Origin of the sequence: Rhizobium sp. P32RR-XVIII (genome assembly GCF_012641395.1) — a bacterium.
Classification (GTDB): domain Bacteria; phylum Pseudomonadota; class Alphaproteobacteria; order Rhizobiales; family Rhizobiaceae; genus Rhizobium.
This window is the reverse complement of record NZ_JABAIH010000001.1, coordinates 452,781-471,543: the sequence shown is the minus strand read 5'-3', so window position 1 is coordinate 471,543 and position 18,763 is coordinate 452,781. Positions and strand designations below refer to the sequence as shown.

The following is an 18,763-nucleotide window of genomic DNA, read 5'->3' as shown; positions in this document are numbered from 1 at the left end:
CGGCCTGGGTTAGGGCGGGGGCATCGCCTCTCGGCGATGGTGTATCAGAGTCATGCGTACTGGGGAATATGCGCCCGGCGGCGCTGTCGTACGCGACAGCGCGCGATCAACCATTCGTGCACCTTCGGAGCAGCGTTGCCAAACTGCGGGAGGCGGCGCTGACTTTCGCGACGAGGTCGCCGTTCTCCTAAAGCTCGGCATCGGCAAGCCAACCATTGCACGCGCGGTCGAATTGGCGCGGCACAACGGCACCGCCATCGAGGATGAACTGCTGGCGAACGGCTGGATCAACGCCGACAGCTATTACGCTGCTCTCGCCCGAATGCTGCAGCTCCCGTTCTTAGATGAGCTCGACATCCGGTTGATCCACGACAACGAGGCACTTGATACCCAGCTCAACCAGCCGACGATGGTACGGCTACATTACATGCATCAGGGCATGCATGCGATGGTGCCCCGGGCCCGCCAGATAGCGGCGCTCAACGCAAGGTTCGAGGCGAAGCCGGAGCTCCGGCGGCAGTTCGTCGTAACAACCTCGAAAGCGCTGCGGGCGGCTGTCTGGAATGCCGGTGCCCGCCGACGGATCAACGATAGCGTCAATGGCCTGTTCGAGCGCAGCCCGGAACTGAGCGCACGGATAGTCCTGCTGGGGAAGCAGGGCTTCTTCGCGGGCGTAGCGATCACCGCCTTGGTGATCGGCGCGATCTTCAACGACGCCGTGGTGCTGGCACTTCACGCGTCAGTTTCCATTTTTTATCTTGCGGCGATGATGATCCGGATCGCTGCACTCACGAACCGCCGGCATCGTTTCGATCATCCCGCCGCTCCAGAGGGCCCGGTGCCGGTCTACACCATTCTCATCGCGCTTTATAAGGAAGCCGCGGTGGCGAGCCAGCTCGTCGCTTCGCTAAAACGGTTGAGATGGCCGGCATCGAGGCTCGACATCAAGCTGGTCTGTGAGGCAGACGATCATGAGACAATCGCGGCCTTGCGGGCGCAGGAACTCGGCCCGCAATTCGAGATCGTCGAGGTGCCGCCTGCAAGACCCCGAACCAAGCCGAAAGCGTTGAATTATGCGCTTGCGGCCGCGCGTGGGGAACTTCTTGCGGTGTACGACGCCGAGGATCGTCCGCACCCCGATCAGCTGCGGGAAGCTCATGCGACATTTGCCGCCAGCAGCGAGGAGATCGTGTGCCTGCAGGCACCTCTGGCCATCGCCAATAGCGGCGATTCCTGGATTTCGACTTCGTTCGCACTGGAATATTCCGCGCTGTTTCGAATGCTGCTGCCGATGCTCGCCCGCTTTCGCCTGCCGATGCCGCTCGGCGGTACATCGAACCACTTCAAGACGGAAGCCCTTAAGGAAGCCGGTGGCTGGGACCCTTACAACGTGACGGAGGATGCCGATCTTGGCATGCGTCTTTATCGGCGCGGATACCGTTGTGGGGTATTGAGCTGCCGAACGCTTGAGGATGCGCCGTCTACGCCCAAGATGTGGATACACCAACGAACGCGCTGGTTCAAAGGCTGGCTTCAGACTTGGCTGGTGCTGATGCGAGAGCCGCAAAAGCCGATGCGGGAGATGGGCCTGTTCGGCTTTGCTGTTTTTCAATTGCTTATCGCGGGAATGCTGCTTTCCTCGCTCGCCCATCCGTGGCTGCTTGTCTTTTTGGCGAGTGCCGCAATCGACGTCATTATTGGAACGACGGCGAAACAGCCCGTTGAATGGATCTTGTTCGGCATCGATTTCTGCAACGTCGTGTTCAGCTACATCATTTTTGTTGGGCTCGGGCGGATGAAATTGGATGGCAGCGAGCAGGCGGCAATGGGGCTGCGGTGGACCGGGTTGCCGCTCTACTGGCTCATGCTCTCGGCAGCGGCGTGGCGAGCCGTGCTGCAACTTAGAACAAACCCCTTCTTCTGGGACAAGACCCCGCATACGCCCAGTAAAAGGCGGGCATAGCCAAACCGAACGCGCCTAGAAATGCATGCCTAGAAATTGCACGGATCTAACCTTTGCGCGTTAGGCCACCATTAAGCAATATCGATTCTTATGCGACAGACGACGATGGCTTTTGGCCGGCCGCATGACGCGCACGTCGCATCCAAGGTATTTCCCATTTCATCTCCACAAGGGCCGGGGCATCCCGGCGCGGGCAAGACTCCATGTTGAAGAATATGAAAATTCGAACGAAGATCCTTTCGGTCGTCGTTCTCCTCGGTCTCATCTCGATTGCCGGCCTTGTCTATGTTGTGCGCGAATTCAAGGGCGCCGATCAGCAATACAGCACGTTCATAGACCATGAGGCGCTCGCCGCCATGCAGGGTTCGCGGGCAAACTCCTCGGTTCTCTCCTCCGTCCTCCAGGCGAGCTTCTCGCTGAACCTGCAGGCCGGCTCGAAGGAATCGGAGGCCGCAGCCAAGGCCGCTTCGAAGTTCGGCCAGGCTCGGGACCGCCTCCTGCAGGTGGCCGAGCTCGTGCCGAGCCGGAAGGCCGCCGTGGATGAGCTCGTGGCGGATGTCACAGCGCTGGAAGGAGTAACAAAGAAGGCGCTCGACCTGCGCAATTCCGGCGACGAGAAGGGCGCGGCGGATGCGATCGCCCAGGTCAGCGCCGGGGTTGCGGCCATCACGCCGAAGTTGATCGCCAACAATGACGCGCTGATGAAGCAGCTCAACGACGGCGGCGACGCGCTCTCCGATACGATGAACCAGCGTATCAATCTCTGCTTCGCCATCATCGGCATCGCCACGCTGGCTCTTATCGGATTTGGTATCTACATCGCCCAGACGGGCATCGCAGCGCCGATCACGAGGCTCCGCGAGGGGATGAAGTCGCTCGCCGAAGGCGACACCAGCGGCGAGATCATCGGCCTCGACCGCCGCGACGAAATCGGCCTCATGGCACAGGCCGTGCAGGTCTTCCGCAACAACGAGATCGAACGCGTCAATCTGGAAGAGCGCGCTGTGGCCGACCGCAATCTCAGCGACCGCGAGCGCCAGGAAAGGGATGCACAGCGCAATGCGGAAGCGAGCGAACTGGAGCGCGCCATGCACTCGCTTGGAGAAGGCCTGCGTGGTCTTGCAGAAGGCGACCTCGTTTCCCGTATCGAGACGCCGTTTGCGGCGCATCTCGACTCGTTGCGCCTCGACTTCAACAACTCGGCGAGCAGGCTCAACGAGACGATGGTCTCGGTCGGCTCGAATGCCACGGCGATCAATGCCGGGGCCAACGAGATCCGCTCTTCGGCGGATGCGCTTTCCAAGCGCACCGAACAGCAGGCCGCTTCTGTCGAGGAGACCGCCGCAGCACTCGAGGAGATTACGACCACCGTCAGGGATGCGGCAAAGCGTGCGGCGGAAGTGAGCCAGCTCGTCACCCGCACCCGCGCCGGGGCCGAGAAGTCAAGCGACGTGGTGCGCAAGGCGGTCGATGCCATGCAGGAGATCGAGAAGTCCTCCGGCGAGATCTCCAACATCATCGGTGTCATCGACGACATCGCCTTCCAGACGAACCTCTTGGCGCTCAATGCCGGCGTCGAGGCCGCCCGCGCAGGTGAAGCCGGTAAGGGCTTTGCGGTCGTCGCCCAGGAGGTGCGCGAACTTGCCCAGCGCTCCGCCAATGCAGCGAAAGAGATCAAGGCGCTGATCACCACGTCCGGCGCGCATGTGGAGACCGGCGTCGCGCTCGTCGGCGAGACTGGCAAGGCGCTCGAAACCATCCTTCACGAAGTGCAGGAGATCAACAGCCATGTCCATGCGATTGCCGAGGCCTCCCGCGAGCAGTCCATCGGCCTGCAGGAGATCAACACCTCGGTGAACGCGATGGACCAGGGCACGCAGCAGAATGCTGCAATGGTCGAGGAATCGACCGCGGCGAGCCACGGCCTGGCGACCGAGGCAGCGGCGCTCAACGATCTGCTCGGCCAGTTCAAGCTGACCGGAACGGGCAGTATCGCGGTAGCAGCGCCTTCCATCTCGCATGGTACGCCGCGGCCTGCGGCCCGTCCCGCACCGGCGTCCAAGCGCGCGATCCGCGTTGCAAGCGAAGGCAATGCGCGGCCGACGGTCTCCCCTGCGCGCGCGCTTGGCCAAAAACTTGCCGGTGCCTTCGGGGGCGGCAGCACGTCCCCGGCCAGCAAGGAAGCAGACTGGACGGAGTTTTGAAAACACCGAAAATCAGATGATCAGGATGGGCGGCTTCGGCTGCCCATTTGTTTTTCAACGGCATTGTAGGTCGGGCAGAAGCTGGAGCGGGTGAAGGGAATCGAACCCTCGTATTCAGCTTGGGAAGCTGGACCCCAATCCAATGTTTTCAATGAGTTAGTCCAAAAGTTTTACAGAAACAGCTACCACCCAAGCCTTTGGGAATCAATGACTTAGGAAGCAGCTGTAAAAGCGGAAACCGGCATAATCCCGTTTGGCGGCTACCAGATTTAGGGGGCTGACAGATCACCCATCATGTGTCCCGCAACTTATCAAGTTCAGCTCTCTCATTCTCCCGAACAGCATCGCGCTCGTAGCTTTCGGCAATGCGGTCTAGCATCATTGAAGTTGTCGGAAATGCTGAGGTAGCGTGCGCCCACTCTTTGTACTGCCGCGCTATGTCTAGCTCCTGCTTTCCACCTTCGTACAATGACTTGCTGTAAACACCCCGCATATTGTATCGCTCAGTCATTATCCCACGCTCAATGTCCTCAATAGTAAGGCTATCTAGTAACTTACGGACAGCGACGTGCGGCCAAGCTTTGTCTTTATCTTCGGGTGCATGTGCCAGCATGTGGCCTATGTACAGATCAGTAATTACGACCCTATCCTCCTCAGCGCCGAGTCTTCGTACCTCTTGTACCCAGGCCATCAGCTTGTCGTAATCAATTGCGTCGCCCTCCTGGCCAGGGATCGTATGGAAATCTGACAACACGCGGTAGTCATTGCGCCATTTTGCTCGCTGTTGCTCTGAGCTTTCGGTAGCATCGCCCTCTGGTGCTTCCCCTTGTTTCGTAGCGGGGCCAAAGACCGACGTTATCAAAGACATATAGAACGCTGGGTCTTGAGCCATCAGCTTATGTATTACGAGTTTTCTGGGGCGACGTTCCATGATCGGAAAGTACGCGTACTCCATTTGCGCAAGGTCACTAACCTCAACGTCTTGTCTTTTGTCCAGTTCCTCGAAGACATGTTCAACGTAGTAGCCCGTCATCTGACCAAGCTCCTGCGGATTGTCTGCCTCAAGCAGCAGTCTCAGCATCGTCAGAAGCATACTACTTGGCACTGCCGCGATGATCCTGTGGGACGCTTGCAAAGCAGCCGCTGGCCGAGAAGCTAGTAGATAGTTCTGTATCGCATCCACAGAAGCCGGCGTGGGGTTTTCAAGACCGAATGGATACTTTCTAGCCCAATAGAGTTGCCTCACCTCGGATTGCAGTCCGGCCACGTATTCCCATGTGTCTTCGGTATCAGGCCAATTCAGTAGAAGGGTTGCAACCAACTCCGTGCTCCAACCCTCATTGGCAGCATCTATTATGAGACGCTGCTTCCACTCGTCTCCCGAATTGTTGCGTCCGCCCGCAGATAGGACACGCGCACAATCAATAGCTGGTAATGTGCCGTGGCTAAGGGATGCTTTGATCCACCTACTAATCTCCTCTGGATCAGTCGTAATGTCCAAGAGTGATACCGCTACTGTCTCTGGGCGACCGACCAAATCGATGAGGCGAAACAGTTCTCCATCTTCGCCAGCTTCGAGTATATCGACTAGTGCCTGTATCCTAAGCTGCTTCAGCTCTGCATCGTTGCCATCAAAGCTTGTACCTACTTGTACCGACCATTCTTTGAACAGCCAACTCACCCGCTCTACCACGTCATCGGCTTGATGACGTCGCACTATGTCCTGTAGCGTTGCAAGTTCGTCCCTCGACATTGCCCACTGGGCGTCCGCAAAAGCTAAATGCTTATGAAGTAGCTGGTTCAATTCGGCCCACACCGCCTTGGTAGGCTGGTCTGTAGACGACAGCCAGCTATCGAGGGCAGCAAACGCGCTCGCTCTTTGTTTAGACGGCCAGTCATCCAACCTATCTATAAGATCGATCCACCGAGAGCCGCTGTTTCTGACTTGTTCAAGCGCACGCTCGACCACGTAGTCCTGTGCAGCCCACACTTTTGCGTTGGTAAGTACCTCCTCCTGCGAAGCCCCCGCTTCCCTGAATTTCGGCTTTCTAGTGGGGCTACTCGTATCGTGAGTGCGAGGAAGCAGCGACATTAGCAGCTCCCAGCCCACCTCCGGTACGGATTCAGTAGTTTTGTCGATGACGCGTAGCCTGTGCTCCAAGGTTGCATGGGTGTTCGGCGCCCATGACAACAAAATTGATCTTAGGCTGTTGATGGGCCTGTTTGTTGTCCTTCCACCTGGGTCGATCTTCGCCAATTTCGCCAGTAACGGTGACACCTGCTCTAGGTGACGAGGGTCCCATGCCAGAGTTTCGAGCGCCCACAGAACGTATGTGTGTGAACTTGTTGGAGCGAATAGTTCGTCATCTGTGCTAAAGAAGCCAAGGGCCTTCGCTCCATCACCCTCGAGTAGTTCCCCGAGGGCGGATAGCAAAGGGCGAGGCGCTGCCTCCATCAGCATCCAAAGCTCGTTTTTCATGCTGGCAATGAGCCGATAGTCTGAGGCGAGCCCCGGAATACTTGCAACGATCTCCTCAACCCACTGCTGAGGGTTTGTGCCTGGAATATTAAGCTCAGCCTGTTCGCTCAATACAGCGATCTGCAATAGAGTATTTGCAATTCCATCTCGTAGCCAACTGCTGTGCTTCCGTGGTGCAGTGCCCGGTAGCATAAACGGCGCATCCGGATCGACAGGAGCGTCGATCTCAGAAAACACCTTACTCGCCGCCACGCCCAGCCTATCTAGATCGCTCCTACCGATGAGATGCGCCAGATGGACAAAAGCATCGACAGGGGCACGGATTTTCCAGATAGGTCCTTCGCTATCTATTGGCGGGTCCTGTGATTTCGCTAGCTTTCGTAGTCCCCCCTCGAAGGTAGGGTAGTCTTGGTTTGCGATCAGCGACTTGACCAGTTCGCAATCTACATCACTTCCTCCGTCCCATCCTCCTGCCAATACAGCTGGGATAAGGGTGTGCCCTTGCTCAACCCAGGCAGGTCGAGCGATGTTTCCAGAACCAAACTGTCTTGCTAGCACGACTATACTGCGGCCGGAGTGACGCGCGAGACTGTCAGCTTCATTATCGGGCATGCCTAGCGACTGTAGTGCTTTCGCAAACTCATACGTTGACGGGCGGTTGAGGAAGCCTTGTCGGCTCGGCTGATCTCGGCCAAGGGCAATCAACGTAGGTCCGATATTCGACAGTTGTCCTGATAGGGCGTTAGCTTGAAGTCTGGGAAAGAAAATATGGTTGCGCCCGCGATCTCGCGCAAAGGAACGTGCTGCGTGCTGGGTATCGAGGACTAGTATTCGGCTCTCTAAGAATAATCGTGTATCCCACTCTGCTTTGCGACAGCAGCGATAGCGAAGGCAATAACCTCATCAGGTGCGTCGGCTGCAAACTGAATGGAACCTTGGCCATGTAAAAGGCCTTGTAGCAGTTCGTCAGCTTGTGCCTCTCGCCCGCAGAGAAGAACTTCCTCGGTGAGCGGTATCTTAAACCTGTACGTAAATTCTTGCCAGAATTCGTCGGAACTCTGAGCCCCCTCCAAGGGACGAAGCTGCATCTCCACAGCGTACCTAGCTGATACGCCGGGGCATAGCTGGAGCCAGTCCTCTATCTGCACACCATCAAGGAAGATGATGTCCTTCCAGTCCGACGATTTTTTGCGGTCAGCGATCCAGTCTGGGAGCTTATTCTGGGGGTCGTCCCACGTGTAGGGCGAGGCAAGCACGAGGGTTGTCTCTTTCTGCCTGTCCGCCGACACCTCTTTGGAGCGCTTGTTGAAGTCACTCAATGCTTTGGTAGCATTTGCTCCACTTGCACCAAACTCCCATACGGACAACCCATCGGGAACATAAGGCGCAACGCCGGTTGCTTGAAGCCATCCGTCGAAACCCCTTACCTGTGCCTTGTTGCCACTAGGGAATCTAAAGCTCTGGATTTCTCTTGCCGTAGCTCTGATCAGATCAGCTATCAGCTCCGGGAAAGCGGCACGTGCAGATAATGTCGCTGCCCAGTGCTGTAGGTCAGTTGCCGTAATCCACTTCATTGCTGCGCTATCCCCGGCCTTCAACGTCAACACGTGCGTCAGGCATACACTAGTGCAGGCGAACTAGACATTGCGACAGCGCGCTATCCCCAAAACTAGATTTTTTTCCGAGGGGGTATTTACGTTCCTTCGCCCAGCCACTTCCCCCAACGGGCTGCTGTCCGTCCGGTGCATTCGAATTCCGACACAGCGCAAGGTGTGTTCATAACTGTCGAGAATGCACTTCATCTCAAACTACATAAGGAAGGGTATGGCACCCTGTCCGCAAGGGCATACCTCAACGTACATCTGCAGCAAGGTGCACAAGCATGTCCATAAGGGTTGACTTGGCTCAACGGACATGCATTTTAATGGACATCACCCTAACGGATAAAGGAATGAGCGGTGTCCAAGACGATCCTGTATGCTCGTGTATCGACCATTGACCAGACGATTGACCACCAGCGTACACACGCCGAACAGGCTGGCTTTGTCATTGACGAGGTAATCGCAGACGATGGCGTATCAGGTGTAAGCACGAGACTTGCCGACAGGCCAGAAGGCAGGAGACTGTACGATAGGCTTCGCCACGGTGATGTACTGGTGGTCCGTTGGGTCGATAGGTTGGGGCGCAACTACCAAGACGTGACCGATGCTATTCGGCACTTCATGCGGCAGGGCGTGATCGTCAAAACGGTAATCAACGGGATGACTTTCGATGGGGCGACCACAGACCCGATACGGCAGGCCGTGAGGGACGCACTGATCGCCTTCATGGCGGCAACGGCTCAAGCACAGGCGGAAGCGACGAAAGCCGCTCAGCGGGCCGGAATTGACGCCAAGAAAGGCGACACCGACAAATACCGTGGCAAGAAGCCCAGTTACGACCGTAAGACGTTCCGGCAGGTCGTGGACATGCTAGCAATCGGCAATGGCACTTCCGAGATCGCCAAAGCAACCGGATTGAAGAGGCAGACTGTACTCAGGATCAGGGATGATCAGGCCGGAGCCGAAACGGCGCTCGCCAAGTGGGGCATGTGACTGGATACGGCTGCGGATAGAGCATTCCGGTAGCGGGCCGTTCTGTAGGGCTGGCTCGCACCTTAGGAAGGCTAACGGACCCTTTTAGGAATATACGCGTTCGGTTTAAAACCGGCTTGCAACGCCTTCGGGCGGCTTAAACCGGAAAGCGAAACCTAAGCTCCTGTACCTGATTATATATTAGCACTTTCTGCCGAATATCGGTTTACCCTTCCCATCGCAGATGGAAATATGTACCAGTATATATACTATTATATGTACTAGATAATAATATTACTAAATACATATTATATATACAGTTATGATTTTATAGCTACATATAAAGATAAATAATATATAATAGTTATTATTTAGCCTCCAGCTTCACATAACAAACCTATACGAGACATATATATTGCATCGTTTATGATTTGCGCCTAGCCATAACAGCAGGACAGCCGCATGTTATTTCATCCACCCGGAATACCACAAGCCGTATCTGTTGTTTTCAACAACGAGATCTACATAGTTTAAATATGATCAACAGTACAACACCTTGATTACAGCCGAACATACGCTAGATCGGCGCTATTATTACAGCACAACCGCATAGCGTAGCCGCTTTACGGACCGTAAATACAGAACACGACTACAGTCGAAACCTGATTTCAATGATATTTATTCTCTCGGTCGGATAATGTTTCATTATAGAGATGGGTTTGCTTTCGGGCATACCCTCAGTTGGCCATAGCGGCTCGTCAGCGCCCAAGCGGGGCTAGGGATGACCCAATGGGCATGAAAGCAACTGGCGCGCACTCACGGCCAAATTTGGAAATTTCAACCTCCCCTAAAATATCTACAAGCATCTGATACTATTGTGATTTAAGCGCATGCTGCGAGGTCAGGCAAGCGAGGTGGAAACACGAGCATCGTTTGCGAGTATCGGAAATCAGGCGTGCCATTCAGGATTGACACCGATTCCTGAATACGAGAGAGATCCCTTAGGCCGTACGTGCGGCTCAGGGGCGTAGTAACCCCTCATAGCTAGGCTGGTGCCGCCGAAATGGCACCAACTCTTCGACCTTATATGGTCGGGGAGCCTGCGGCGTATGTCCAGGTTCTCCGAACTAAAGGCCGTAGGGCCGTGCTATGCGGTTACTAACTCCCCGATCACCAGAGATCGAAGGGCATTCGCGGGGACGTACCGCGCCTACCGCCCTTCCATACGGGGCGTGTCTCATTGCAATCGAACGCAACAGCAGCAAGGCCAGCAGCACAAAGGCAGGCATATAATCTCACTTACTCGGCTTCATTCATGCTGCCAGCATTACGGGCCTGCATATTGACCGCTGGTTTGCTGGTCGCACCTACCAGCCTTTATGCAGCCTGCGGGTTCGAGGGCATCCCCGAACAGTACCAGCCATACAATCTATCGGAAGGTACAACGAATTCGATGGGGCAACCCGTCACTGGTGGAGAAGCCGCAAGCACACGTGCGGCACAGGAGTGCCAGGAGGAGCACGACCGGCAATCTTGGTATCAGACACTAGGCATCGCTACAGACGACAATACCGAAACTCTGTTCAAGGGCGTGACTGACAGCTTCAAAGCGGGCGGCAGTATCATTTTCAACTTCGCGGCATCATACCAGCGATCTTACCGTAATCCCGCTGATCCAGATTTCGATCCTCGGAGATGGCTTGAGGAACACGGCAACAAATACCGGATTGAAGAGAAATACCTCTACATGTTTGGAGGTACGAGGTCGCAAGCAGAAGCTTACGCCCTTCTTGCGCATGTTAACGAACGCAAGGCAGCACAAGCCCGGATACAGCGCATGGGTACGGCAGCGCAAATGACAGCCAAAGCAGTTGCTACAATTCCAGACATCACCATAACACTGCTCAGCCTTGCCGCCTTCTCCATGGCGGTCAGGCCAGCTTTCCGACGCACCGGAAAGCCAGAGCGAGCAACGACGCGCACTTAGCGACCAAGGGCAAGTTCGAAACAGGGCCGTAAACCAGTGGAGTTTACGACTGGCGAACCTGATGATTTGAAAACGCCTTTTCTAACGGCGCATCTGTTTCCAGCATTGATCGTCTGTTTCTACAGGGTGGCTTTGCGCGATTGGCGAAACAAGCGTTCAGTACAAGCTCAAGCATTAGGATGAGTAATGGTTCTGGTCGAATTGAAGGGCGTACATAAGGTTTCATCCAAGGGCAGGCACTACTATTACGCTTGGCGTGGTGGTCCTCGCCTAACCGGCGCTCCCGGTTCAGACGATTTCATGGCCTCGTACCAAGAGGCAAGGGAAAGCCGCAACGCACCCGACAGTGCGAAATTCAGTTCAATTGTACAGGCGTACCGCAAGAGCCCAGAGTACGCAAAATTGGCCGACAGCACGAAGCGCAACTGGTCACGAATGCTCGACAAGATCGAGGCTCATTTTGGCGAAACCAGCAACGCGCAGTTCGATAGGCACAAGCGGATACGGCCGACCATCCTGCAATGGCGCAGCCAGTTTGCTGATACGCCTCGCACCGCCGACTATGGGATGCAGGTGTTGTCTCGCGTTCTGTCGCACGGCGTCGATCCGCTAGGCAAGATCGCAGCCAATCCATGCGAGGGCATCAAAAGCCTGTACAAGAATGACCGCTCAGCCATCGTATGGACAGAGGGCGACATCGTCACACTCAAGGAAGCCACAGACGACAAGGGCAAGCAGGTATGCTCTGCTGAGTTGGCGTTTGCCATTGATCTAGCCATTCACACAGGCTTGCGTGTCGGCGATCTCGTACAGGTTTGTTGGGCGCATGCTGGCGAGGATGCAATCATCATCGCTACAGGCAAGAGCAGCGGCAAGCGGGAGGCAGTCATACCGCTGTATGATGACCTGCGCGAACTGCTGGCGCGCATACCCAAGCGCGGCAAAACCATTCTTACGAACAGTCGTGGTCAGTCATGGACACAGGACGGGCTGGCTTCATCGTTCCATACGGCCAAGAAGCTGGCGGGACTGAGCGAGCGCAATCTGCATTTCCATGACTTCCGTGGAACCGCAGCCACGAAGTTCTACACTGTCGGACTACCCGAACGTGTCATTGCAGAGATCATGGGATGGTCCGAGGATGAGGTACGAAACATCATTCGCAGGTACGTCGGCAGGGGCGCAGCAACGCGGGCGATCATCAGCCAAATCAATGCCGGTGTAAAACTTGCTGTAAAACCGCCCCAAAATCCGCAAACCGAACCGGCTGTAAGCGCTTGAAAAGGTTGATGGAGCGGGAGACGGGAATCGAACCCGCGTTCTCAGCTTGGGAAGCTGCTGCTCTACCATTGAGCTACACCCGCAACGACGGAAGCCTTCCAACAGATGGAGGACGGTGTCAAGCGCTCAGATGTGGAAGCTCTTCTAGGGCTCACGCCCTGTGCTTGATAGTTCGATCCGAAACCGGAGCCACAAAGCCTTTCGGTGTCCGAGCATGTACATTTCTAATCGCCTGCTCGTGCCGCCCTCCTCAATCAATCATGTTTTCCTCCCCGGCCTAAGCCGCTGCGAGTATTTCGCAGTAAACAGTAGCGGGAATTTTAGAAATCGTCCGCCATCCAACGATGACGCCGCAAGATATTTCGGGTGTCCGTAGAACCCATCTTCTCCGGACCGCCATTAGTGGCAGAATAAAATCACTCTTTAGGAATATTACCGGCCTCCCAATCTTGAAAATGCCTTTCAATTCGAGAGGCATATAGTTTATCAGTATAATATCAGGTTATATCTGACATCTGCAGAACTCAACATTCAAAACCCTAGTATATTTCCGATTTACTTGATGAATATCCAGAAACCTCATGAGTTTTTAGAGTCGACAGTCTCAAGTAAGCATGTTACGTTTTTCGCACTTCTACATTGTGATCAGCTACGCTGATCGGCGTAATTCGTGCATTATATTGACGTAGACACGAATCCTTTCTGCGCTGGGGGGCGCAATCACGCCATGATGCGAACAGACGCGACCGAGCCAGATATTTCCAACCAGTGGGGTGCACGACGAAGCCATGACGCGCTGCCGCGGACGCGCTCAGGCGTGGACTTCGCTATCCTTATTCCCTGCTACAATGAGGCAAAGGCCGTCAGCAAGGTCGTGAATGATTTCAAAAGAGCCTGCCCAACCGCCCGGATCTACGTTTACGACAACAACTCGACGGACGAGACATGCTTACGAGCTCGAGAGGCAGGTGCAATCGTGCGTGCGGAACCGCAGCAGGGCAAGGGTAACGTCGTAAGGCGCATGTTTGCAGACGTCGACGCGGACGTATTCATTCTCGTGGACGGTGATGGCACCTATGATGCCTCAGCGGCGCCAGTTCTGATTGACAAGCTGATCTCGGAGAATCTCGACTTCGTAAACGGGGCGCGGCTCTCGACCGACGAGCAGGCCTATCGCCCAGGGCACCGGTTCGGGAATTATCTGCTGACGGCCATCGTCCGCAATATTTTCGGACGTCAGTTCAAGGACATGCTTTCAGGCTATAAGGTGCTGTCTCGTCGCTTCGTGAAATCCTTTCCGGCCACATCGAGGGGCTTCGAGATCGAGACTGAGATTGCGGTGCACGCGCTTGAACTGAGAGTGCCCTGCGCCGAGATCGCGACGAATTACAATGCGCGCACGGAAGGTTCGCAAAGCAAGTTGCGGACTTATCGCGACGGCTTCAAGATTCTGCTTCTCATCGCGCGCCTGATCAAGGATGAACGCCCGCTTCAATTCTTCGGCCTGTCGGGCTTTCTGCTCGTCTTGGCCGCTCTCTGGTTGAGCATCCCAATATGGGAGGTCTTCCTCGAGACCGGTACGGTACCGAGGTTACCAACGGCGGTGCTCTGCGTTGGCCTGGTTCTTTCCGGGACCCTCAGCTTTCTCATCGGGCTGATCCTGGAAATGGTGTCGCGTACGCGACTTGAGATGAAACGGCTCTGCTATCTTCAGTCGCACTGAGCGAGGCGACTGGGCCAAACGTCTCCAGCTGCAACAAATCAGGAGGTGTCGGATGCTGTCGGGATACGCTGTCGTGGGTGGCATCGGATTTCTTGTTGACGCCGGCGTTCTACACCTCTTACTCGCAACCACCGGGATGGGCCCGGTTGGTGCGCGCCTGGTGTCCTTTCCGATTGCACTGGCGGTTACGTTTTTTCTCAACAGGCAGCTTGTCTTTGCTGGTTCGCGGCATTCGCTTGCGGTTGCCATCCCGGCTTATGTCGGCGTCCAAGGCGTCGGCTACCTCGTCAATATGGCGATCTATAGTGTATTGGTTTTTTCGTCACCTTGGCCGCTGAGCCATCCCCTTGTCGCGCTCGCCGTTGCATCGGGCATAGCCCTTTTCGTCAATTACATCGGCGCAAGAAGAATCGTGTTCACGCCGGGTGAGACTCGAGCCTGGTCGGGTTCCGAGTTGCTCCATACATGCTGGACAATCTTGCGGCCGGACGCCGTCCGCTTGGGCGCCATCGTTCTGACGCTGCCGCTGCTCATTTTCTCGGCCTATTTCCTCGTGTCCTACCTCAGTATCGGTCGCGACGTCGAGACGGCGCGGCGGCATATTCTGGCGGCCTACGAATCCGGAGACCTTGTGCCGGGGAGTTGGAGAGATCGCGGCAACACGGTCATCGGCGAGCATCAGTACAACGACTGCTTGATCCTGCTGATGGCAATCGACCAGCGGCTCGAAAACCGCTGGCAGCTGGCGGTGTCGCCGAGTGCGCCGTTCGCTGACGGGCAGCAGCCCTGCGATGCGTTGCAGACATTCGCGCCAACCAATCAGACAGAGATCGGGGTTCAACCGTATCATCGCTATTTGCACGCGCAAACCGTGCTCATGCGCTACATCCTGCCTCTGGCGGAGATCGCGACGATCCGATGGGTGTTCTCGAGCATTCTATCGCTGTTGATCATTGCCGTGGCTGCTTTCGCAATGTTCCGGCTGACCCGGGGGGATGATGTATTCGACGGTTTGCTCTTTGTTTCGATCGGATTTGGGTTCGCGCGCTGGTTCGGGTTTGAATCGTTTTCGCAGTCCTTGGGCCACGCGCCTGCAGATGCTGTCGCAGTTCTCTTTGCATTGTACTTGTGCGTCGCGTCGCATCGCCAGCTCTCCCGCGTGCACTTGGTGACGGCATCGGCGCTCTTCGGCTGTTTTACGATACTGACGGAGTTCCTGACAGGTGGCCTGCCGCTCGGGCTTGCGATGATCGTCGGGATTACCCCCTTCGTCCTGAGGAGTTCGGCAAATCGCGTGGAGATTGCTGTTTCGGCGGCAACGGCTGCGGCCGCTTTTGTTATCGCGGCCGGGCTGTGTCTGGTGATCAAGCTCACGCTTGCGACCCTGGTTTTCGGCCCGGACGTGATCACGGATTTTGCAAGCTCACTTGGACACCGGACAGCGGGAGACCCAGACCCAGTGAAGTGGTTGAGAAAGGTTATAGGCGGGTTGAGCACGCCGGTCGGCGGTCTTCACTATTTCATGGCCGGCTTCGGCCTGTTACTGGCCGTCGTGGGCGGCATTTGGGGATGGCAGAAAATCCAGTCGCTCTCGTCGAGCGAAGCCTTTCGAACGAAAGCGACACTCCTGGCCGGATCCAATCTCGTGCTGTTGGCGTGGCTGATCGTTTTCTGGCAGCACACCATCCAGCATGCCTGGTTCATGGACCGAATTTTCGTCTGGACTTATTGCTCGGGGTTCGCGCTGTTCGCCTTCGGCGTGGTCATGAGCCGTTCGCCCCGTGGGAAGCCCGGCATCCCTGTTCATCGTCACGAAAACGGGCTTAGCCGGAGTGACGAGACCCGCAACGGGTAGAGGTGAACCTTCCAACAGCGCTATCAAGCGCTCAGATGCGGAAGTGCTTCGAGAGCTTCAGGCCCTGCGCCTGATAATTCGATCCCAGCCCGGAACCATAGAGGCTTTCGGGTTTTTCCAGCATGTGCTCGTAAACCAGCCGGCCGACGATCTGGCCGTCTTCCAGGATGAAGGGCACTTCGTGGCTGCGCACCTCGAGAACCGCGCGGCTGCCCCTTCCGCCGGCCGGCGCATGGCCGAAGCCCGGATCGAAGAAGCCGGCATAATGCACGCGGAATTCCCCAACGAGCGGATCGAAGGGCGTCATCTCGGCTGCATAGTGGGGCGGAACATGCACGGCCTCGCGCGAGACGAGGATGTAAAATTCGTCCGGATCGAGGATCAGTTCATTGCGGCCCCGGCTATAGAGCGGCTCCCAGAAATCGAAGATATCGTGCTCGCCTTTCTTGTCGACATCGACGACTGCCGTGTGATGCTTGCCGCGATAACCGATCAGACCGTCCTTGTCGCCTGCCAGGTCAATCGACAGCGCGATACCGCCGCCGGAAACGTTGGGTTTGGCGCTCGCAACAAGCGTTTCTGCATCGTGCAGGGCCTGCAGTTCCGGCTCTCCCAAAACGGACTGGCCAACCCGGAAGCGTATTTGCGAGAGGCGCGAGCCGCGGCGCACGACGACAGGGAACGTACGCGGGCTGATTTCCAGGTAGAGCGGCCCCGAATAACCGGCAGGGATCTTGTCGAATTCCTGCGCGTAGTCGGTAATGACGCGGGTGAAGATATCCAGGCGGCCGGTCGAGCTCTTCGGGTTCGCCGAGGCCGACATTTCAGCCGGAAGGTCAAGGCGTTCCATGAGGGGCACGATATAGACGCACCCGGTTTCAAGAACGGCACCTTCGGAAAGGTCGATGACATGCAGGCTCAGCCGGTCCAGCTTGTCGGAAACGAGGTGGGACGGACCGGGCATGAAGCTTGCGCGGACGCGGAAGGCTTTGCTGCCCAACCGGAGATCCAAGCTGGCGGGTTGAATCTGGTCAAGATCGAGCTCGCGCTCACTCGTGAGGCGCCCGGTCTCAAACAGGGCGGCAATTGCGCGGTCGGCCAAGATTCCAGTTTCGCGAGCCATCATGCTCCATCCATAGTTCGTGGCCGACAAAACCAAATACAGGGAATTGACGCAAGAAGCTAACGGCAGTATTGCAGCTTTATCCCGTGGTGATTTGGCCGGTCGGCTTGCAGCCACGTTAAACAAGTGGCTAAAAGGACCGGGTATGAAACCGGTCTGCTTTTGCGGCCGGTTTTTTTGTTGTTTGAAAGTGGTGATGGCATGAGCAAGACCTGGCGCCCGGCAACCCAACTCGTTCACGGCGGAACGCTGCGCTCGCAATATGGCGAGATGTCGGAGGCAATCTATCTGACGCAGGGCTTCGTCTACGACACGTCGGAGGCGGCAGAAGCGCGCTTCAAGGGCGAGACCGAGGGCTTTATCTATGCCCGCTACGGGAGCCCGACTAACGACATGTTCGAGAAGCGCATGTGCGCGCTGGAAGGCGCGGAAGATGCCCGCGCCACGGCCTCCGGCATGGCTGCCGTCACCGCCGCAATCCTCTGCCAGCTGAAGGCCGGCGATCATATCGTAGCTGCCCGTGCGCTCTTCGGCTCCTGCCGCTGGGTCGTTGAGACGCTGGCGCCGAAATACGGCATCGAATGCACGCTGGTGGATGGCCGCCATCTCGAGAACTGGGAAAAGGCGATCACCAAGAAGACCAAGGTCTTCTTCCTGGAAAGCCCGACCAACCCGACGCTCGAAATCGTCGATATCGCCGGCGTTGCAAAGCTCGCAAACCAGATCGGCGCGAAAGTGGTCGTGGACAACGTCTTCGCGACGCCGCTCTTCCAGAAGCCGCTGGAGCTCGGCGCGCATATCGTCGTCTATTCGGCCACCAAACATATCGACGGTCAGGGCCGTTGCCTCGGCGGCGTCGTCCTTTCCGATAAGGAGTGGATCAACGAGAACCTGCACGACTACTTCCGCCACACCGGCCCGGCAATGTCGCCGTTCAACGCCTGGACGCTGCTGAAGGGCATCGAGACCCTGCCGCTGCGCGTTGCACAGCAGACGAAGAATGCGTCGAAGATCGCCGATTTCCTGGCGGAGCAGAAGCAGGTGGCGCGCGTCATCTATCCGGGCCGCAAGGACCATCCGCAAGCCGATATCATCGCCAAGCAGATGTCTGGCGGCTCGACGCTGGTGTGCTTCGAGCTGAAGGGCGGCAAGGAGGCGGCTTTCGCCCTGCAGAATGCGCTCGGCGTCGTGACGATCTCCAACAATCTCGGCGATACGCGCAGCCTGATCACGCACCCGGCGACGACCACACACAAGAACCTTTCGGAGGAGGCCCGCGCCGAGCTCGGCATTTCGGCCGGCACCGTGCGCCTGTCGGCAGGCATCGAAGATACGGACGACCTGATCGAAGATTTCGCTCAGGCTCTTTCCAAGGTTAAATCCTGACCTGCCGTGGGGACGGCCGGGCCTTGCCGGTCCGGCCGGATGCCTTACCTAGGACATCCACGAAGCCACGCTCCGGTGCGGGAGCGCACTCTGAACAACAGGATTAGTGCCCGAAAGAGATGCAATCATCGTGCTTTGAGCATGATCCCAATCATTTCGTGACGGGTCGAGCCCGTGTATAAGATACCG

General features: G+C 56.7%; 11 protein-coding genes, 1 tRNA gene and 1 riboswitch. Of the genes, 8 read left to right on the top strand and 4 right to left on the bottom strand.

Annotated features, from left to right (window positions below):
* Positions 1–52: 52 nt before the first annotated feature.
* The gene (locus tag HGP14_RS02350) at positions 53–1,963 is read left to right on the top strand and encodes a glycosyltransferase family 2 protein (RefSeq protein ID WP_168828234.1); all 1,911 of its coding nucleotides are present in this window, start codon (positions 53–55) and stop codon (positions 1,961–1,963) included.
* A 203-nt stretch (positions 1,964–2,166) separates the two neighbouring features.
* The gene (locus HGP14_RS02345; protein ID WP_168828233.1) at positions 2,167–4,167 is read left to right on the top strand and encodes a methyl-accepting chemotaxis protein; all 2,001 of its coding nucleotides are present in this window, start codon (positions 2,167–2,169) and stop codon (positions 4,165–4,167) included.
* Between the two features lie 292 nt (positions 4,168–4,459).
* Here the strand turns inward: HGP14_RS02345 and HGP14_RS02340 are convergent, their stop codons facing one another.
* Positions 4,460–7,258, bottom strand: a complete 2,799-nt coding sequence (locus tag HGP14_RS02340; RefSeq protein WP_168828232.1) for a hypothetical protein — start codon at positions 7,256–7,258, stop codon at positions 4,460–4,462.
* 227 nt (positions 7,259–7,485) lie between these two features.
* A complete protein-coding gene (locus HGP14_RS02335) occupies positions 7,486–8,220 on the bottom strand; it encodes a hypothetical protein (protein WP_168828231.1) in 735 nt (244 codons plus the stop codon).
* A 384-nt stretch (positions 8,221–8,604) separates the two neighbouring features.
* Between HGP14_RS02335 and HGP14_RS02330 the strand changes: the two genes are divergently transcribed.
* From HGP14_RS02330 to HGP14_RS02320, 3 genes are all read left to right on the top strand, one after another.
* Positions 8,605–9,240, top strand: coding sequence for a recombinase family protein (locus HGP14_RS02330; RefSeq protein ID WP_168828230.1), 636 nt, complete (start codon positions 8,605–8,607; stop codon positions 9,238–9,240).
* A gap of 1,219 nt (positions 9,241–10,459) precedes the next feature.
* Positions 10,460–11,206: a hypothetical protein gene (locus tag HGP14_RS02325; protein ID WP_168828229.1), complete on the top strand. Its 747-nt coding sequence runs from the start codon at positions 10,460–10,462 to the stop codon at positions 11,204–11,206.
* Between the two features lie 186 nt (positions 11,207–11,392).
* Positions 11,393–12,487, top strand: coding sequence for a site-specific integrase (locus HGP14_RS02320; RefSeq protein WP_168828228.1), 1,095 nt, complete (start codon positions 11,393–11,395; stop codon positions 12,485–12,487).
* A gap of 9 nt (positions 12,488–12,496) precedes the next feature.
* Here HGP14_RS02320 and HGP14_RS02315 read toward each other — a convergent pair.
* A tRNA-Gly gene (locus HGP14_RS02315) sits at positions 12,497–12,570 on the bottom strand.
* Between the two features lie 644 nt (positions 12,571–13,214).
* On the opposite strand from HGP14_RS02315, the gene HGP14_RS02310 reads away from it, so the two are divergent.
* Positions 13,215–14,210 carry a glycosyltransferase gene (locus HGP14_RS02310; protein ID WP_246704340.1) on the top strand — a complete coding sequence of 332 codons (996 nt, stop codon included), beginning with the start codon at positions 13,215–13,217 and terminating at the stop codon, positions 14,208–14,210.
* A gap of 52 nt (positions 14,211–14,262) precedes the next feature.
* A complete protein-coding gene (locus tag HGP14_RS02305) occupies positions 14,263–16,065 on the top strand; it encodes a GtrA family protein (protein ID WP_168828227.1) in 1,803 nt (600 codons plus the stop codon).
* 31 nt (positions 16,066–16,096) lie between these two features.
* On the opposite strand, the gene HGP14_RS02300 is transcribed toward HGP14_RS02305, so the two are convergent.
* Entirely contained in the window at positions 16,097–17,191 is a 1,095-nt protein-coding gene (locus HGP14_RS02300) for a 2'-deoxycytidine 5'-triphosphate deaminase (protein WP_168828226.1), read from the bottom strand.
* Positions 17,192–17,264: 73 nt separating this feature from the next.
* Positions 17,265–17,343, top strand: a riboswitch (SAM riboswitch).
* 46 nt (positions 17,344–17,389) lie between these two features.
* Here HGP14_RS02300 and HGP14_RS02295 point away from each other — a divergent pair.
* The gene (locus tag HGP14_RS02295) at positions 17,390–18,574 is read left to right on the top strand and encodes an O-succinylhomoserine sulfhydrylase (RefSeq protein WP_168828225.1); all 1,185 of its coding nucleotides are present in this window, start codon (positions 17,390–17,392) and stop codon (positions 18,572–18,574) included.
* The last annotated feature ends 189 nt before the right edge of the window (positions 18,575–18,763 follow it).

Coding starts and splice junctions, on each gene's coding strand:
- HGP14_RS02320 (WP_168828228.1), top strand. CDS start 11,393: ATGGTTCTGGTCGAATTGAAGGGCGTACATAAGGTTTCATCCAAGGGC.
- HGP14_RS02335 (WP_168828231.1), bottom strand. CDS start 8,220: ATGAAGTGGATTACGGCAACTGACCTACAGCACTGGGCAGCGACATTA.
- HGP14_RS02350 (WP_168828234.1), top strand. CDS start 53: ATGCGTACTGGGGAATATGCGCCCGGCGGCGCTGTCGTACGCGACAGC.
- HGP14_RS02340 (WP_168828232.1), bottom strand. CDS start 7,258: ATGCCCGATAATGAAGCTGACAGTCTCGCGCGTCACTCCGGCCGCAGT.
- HGP14_RS02305 (WP_168828227.1), top strand. CDS start 14,263: ATGCTGTCGGGATACGCTGTCGTGGGTGGCATCGGATTTCTTGTTGAC.
- HGP14_RS02345 (WP_168828233.1), top strand. CDS start 2,167: ATGTTGAAGAATATGAAAATTCGAACGAAGATCCTTTCGGTCGTCGTT.
- HGP14_RS02310 (WP_246704340.1), top strand. CDS start 13,215: ATGATGCGAACAGACGCGACCGAGCCAGATATTTCCAACCAGTGGGGT.
- HGP14_RS02300 (WP_168828226.1), bottom strand. CDS start 17,191: ATGATGGCTCGCGAAACTGGAATCTTGGCCGACCGCGCAATTGCCGCC.
- HGP14_RS02295 (WP_168828225.1), top strand. CDS start 17,390: ATGAGCAAGACCTGGCGCCCGGCAACCCAACTCGTTCACGGCGGAACG.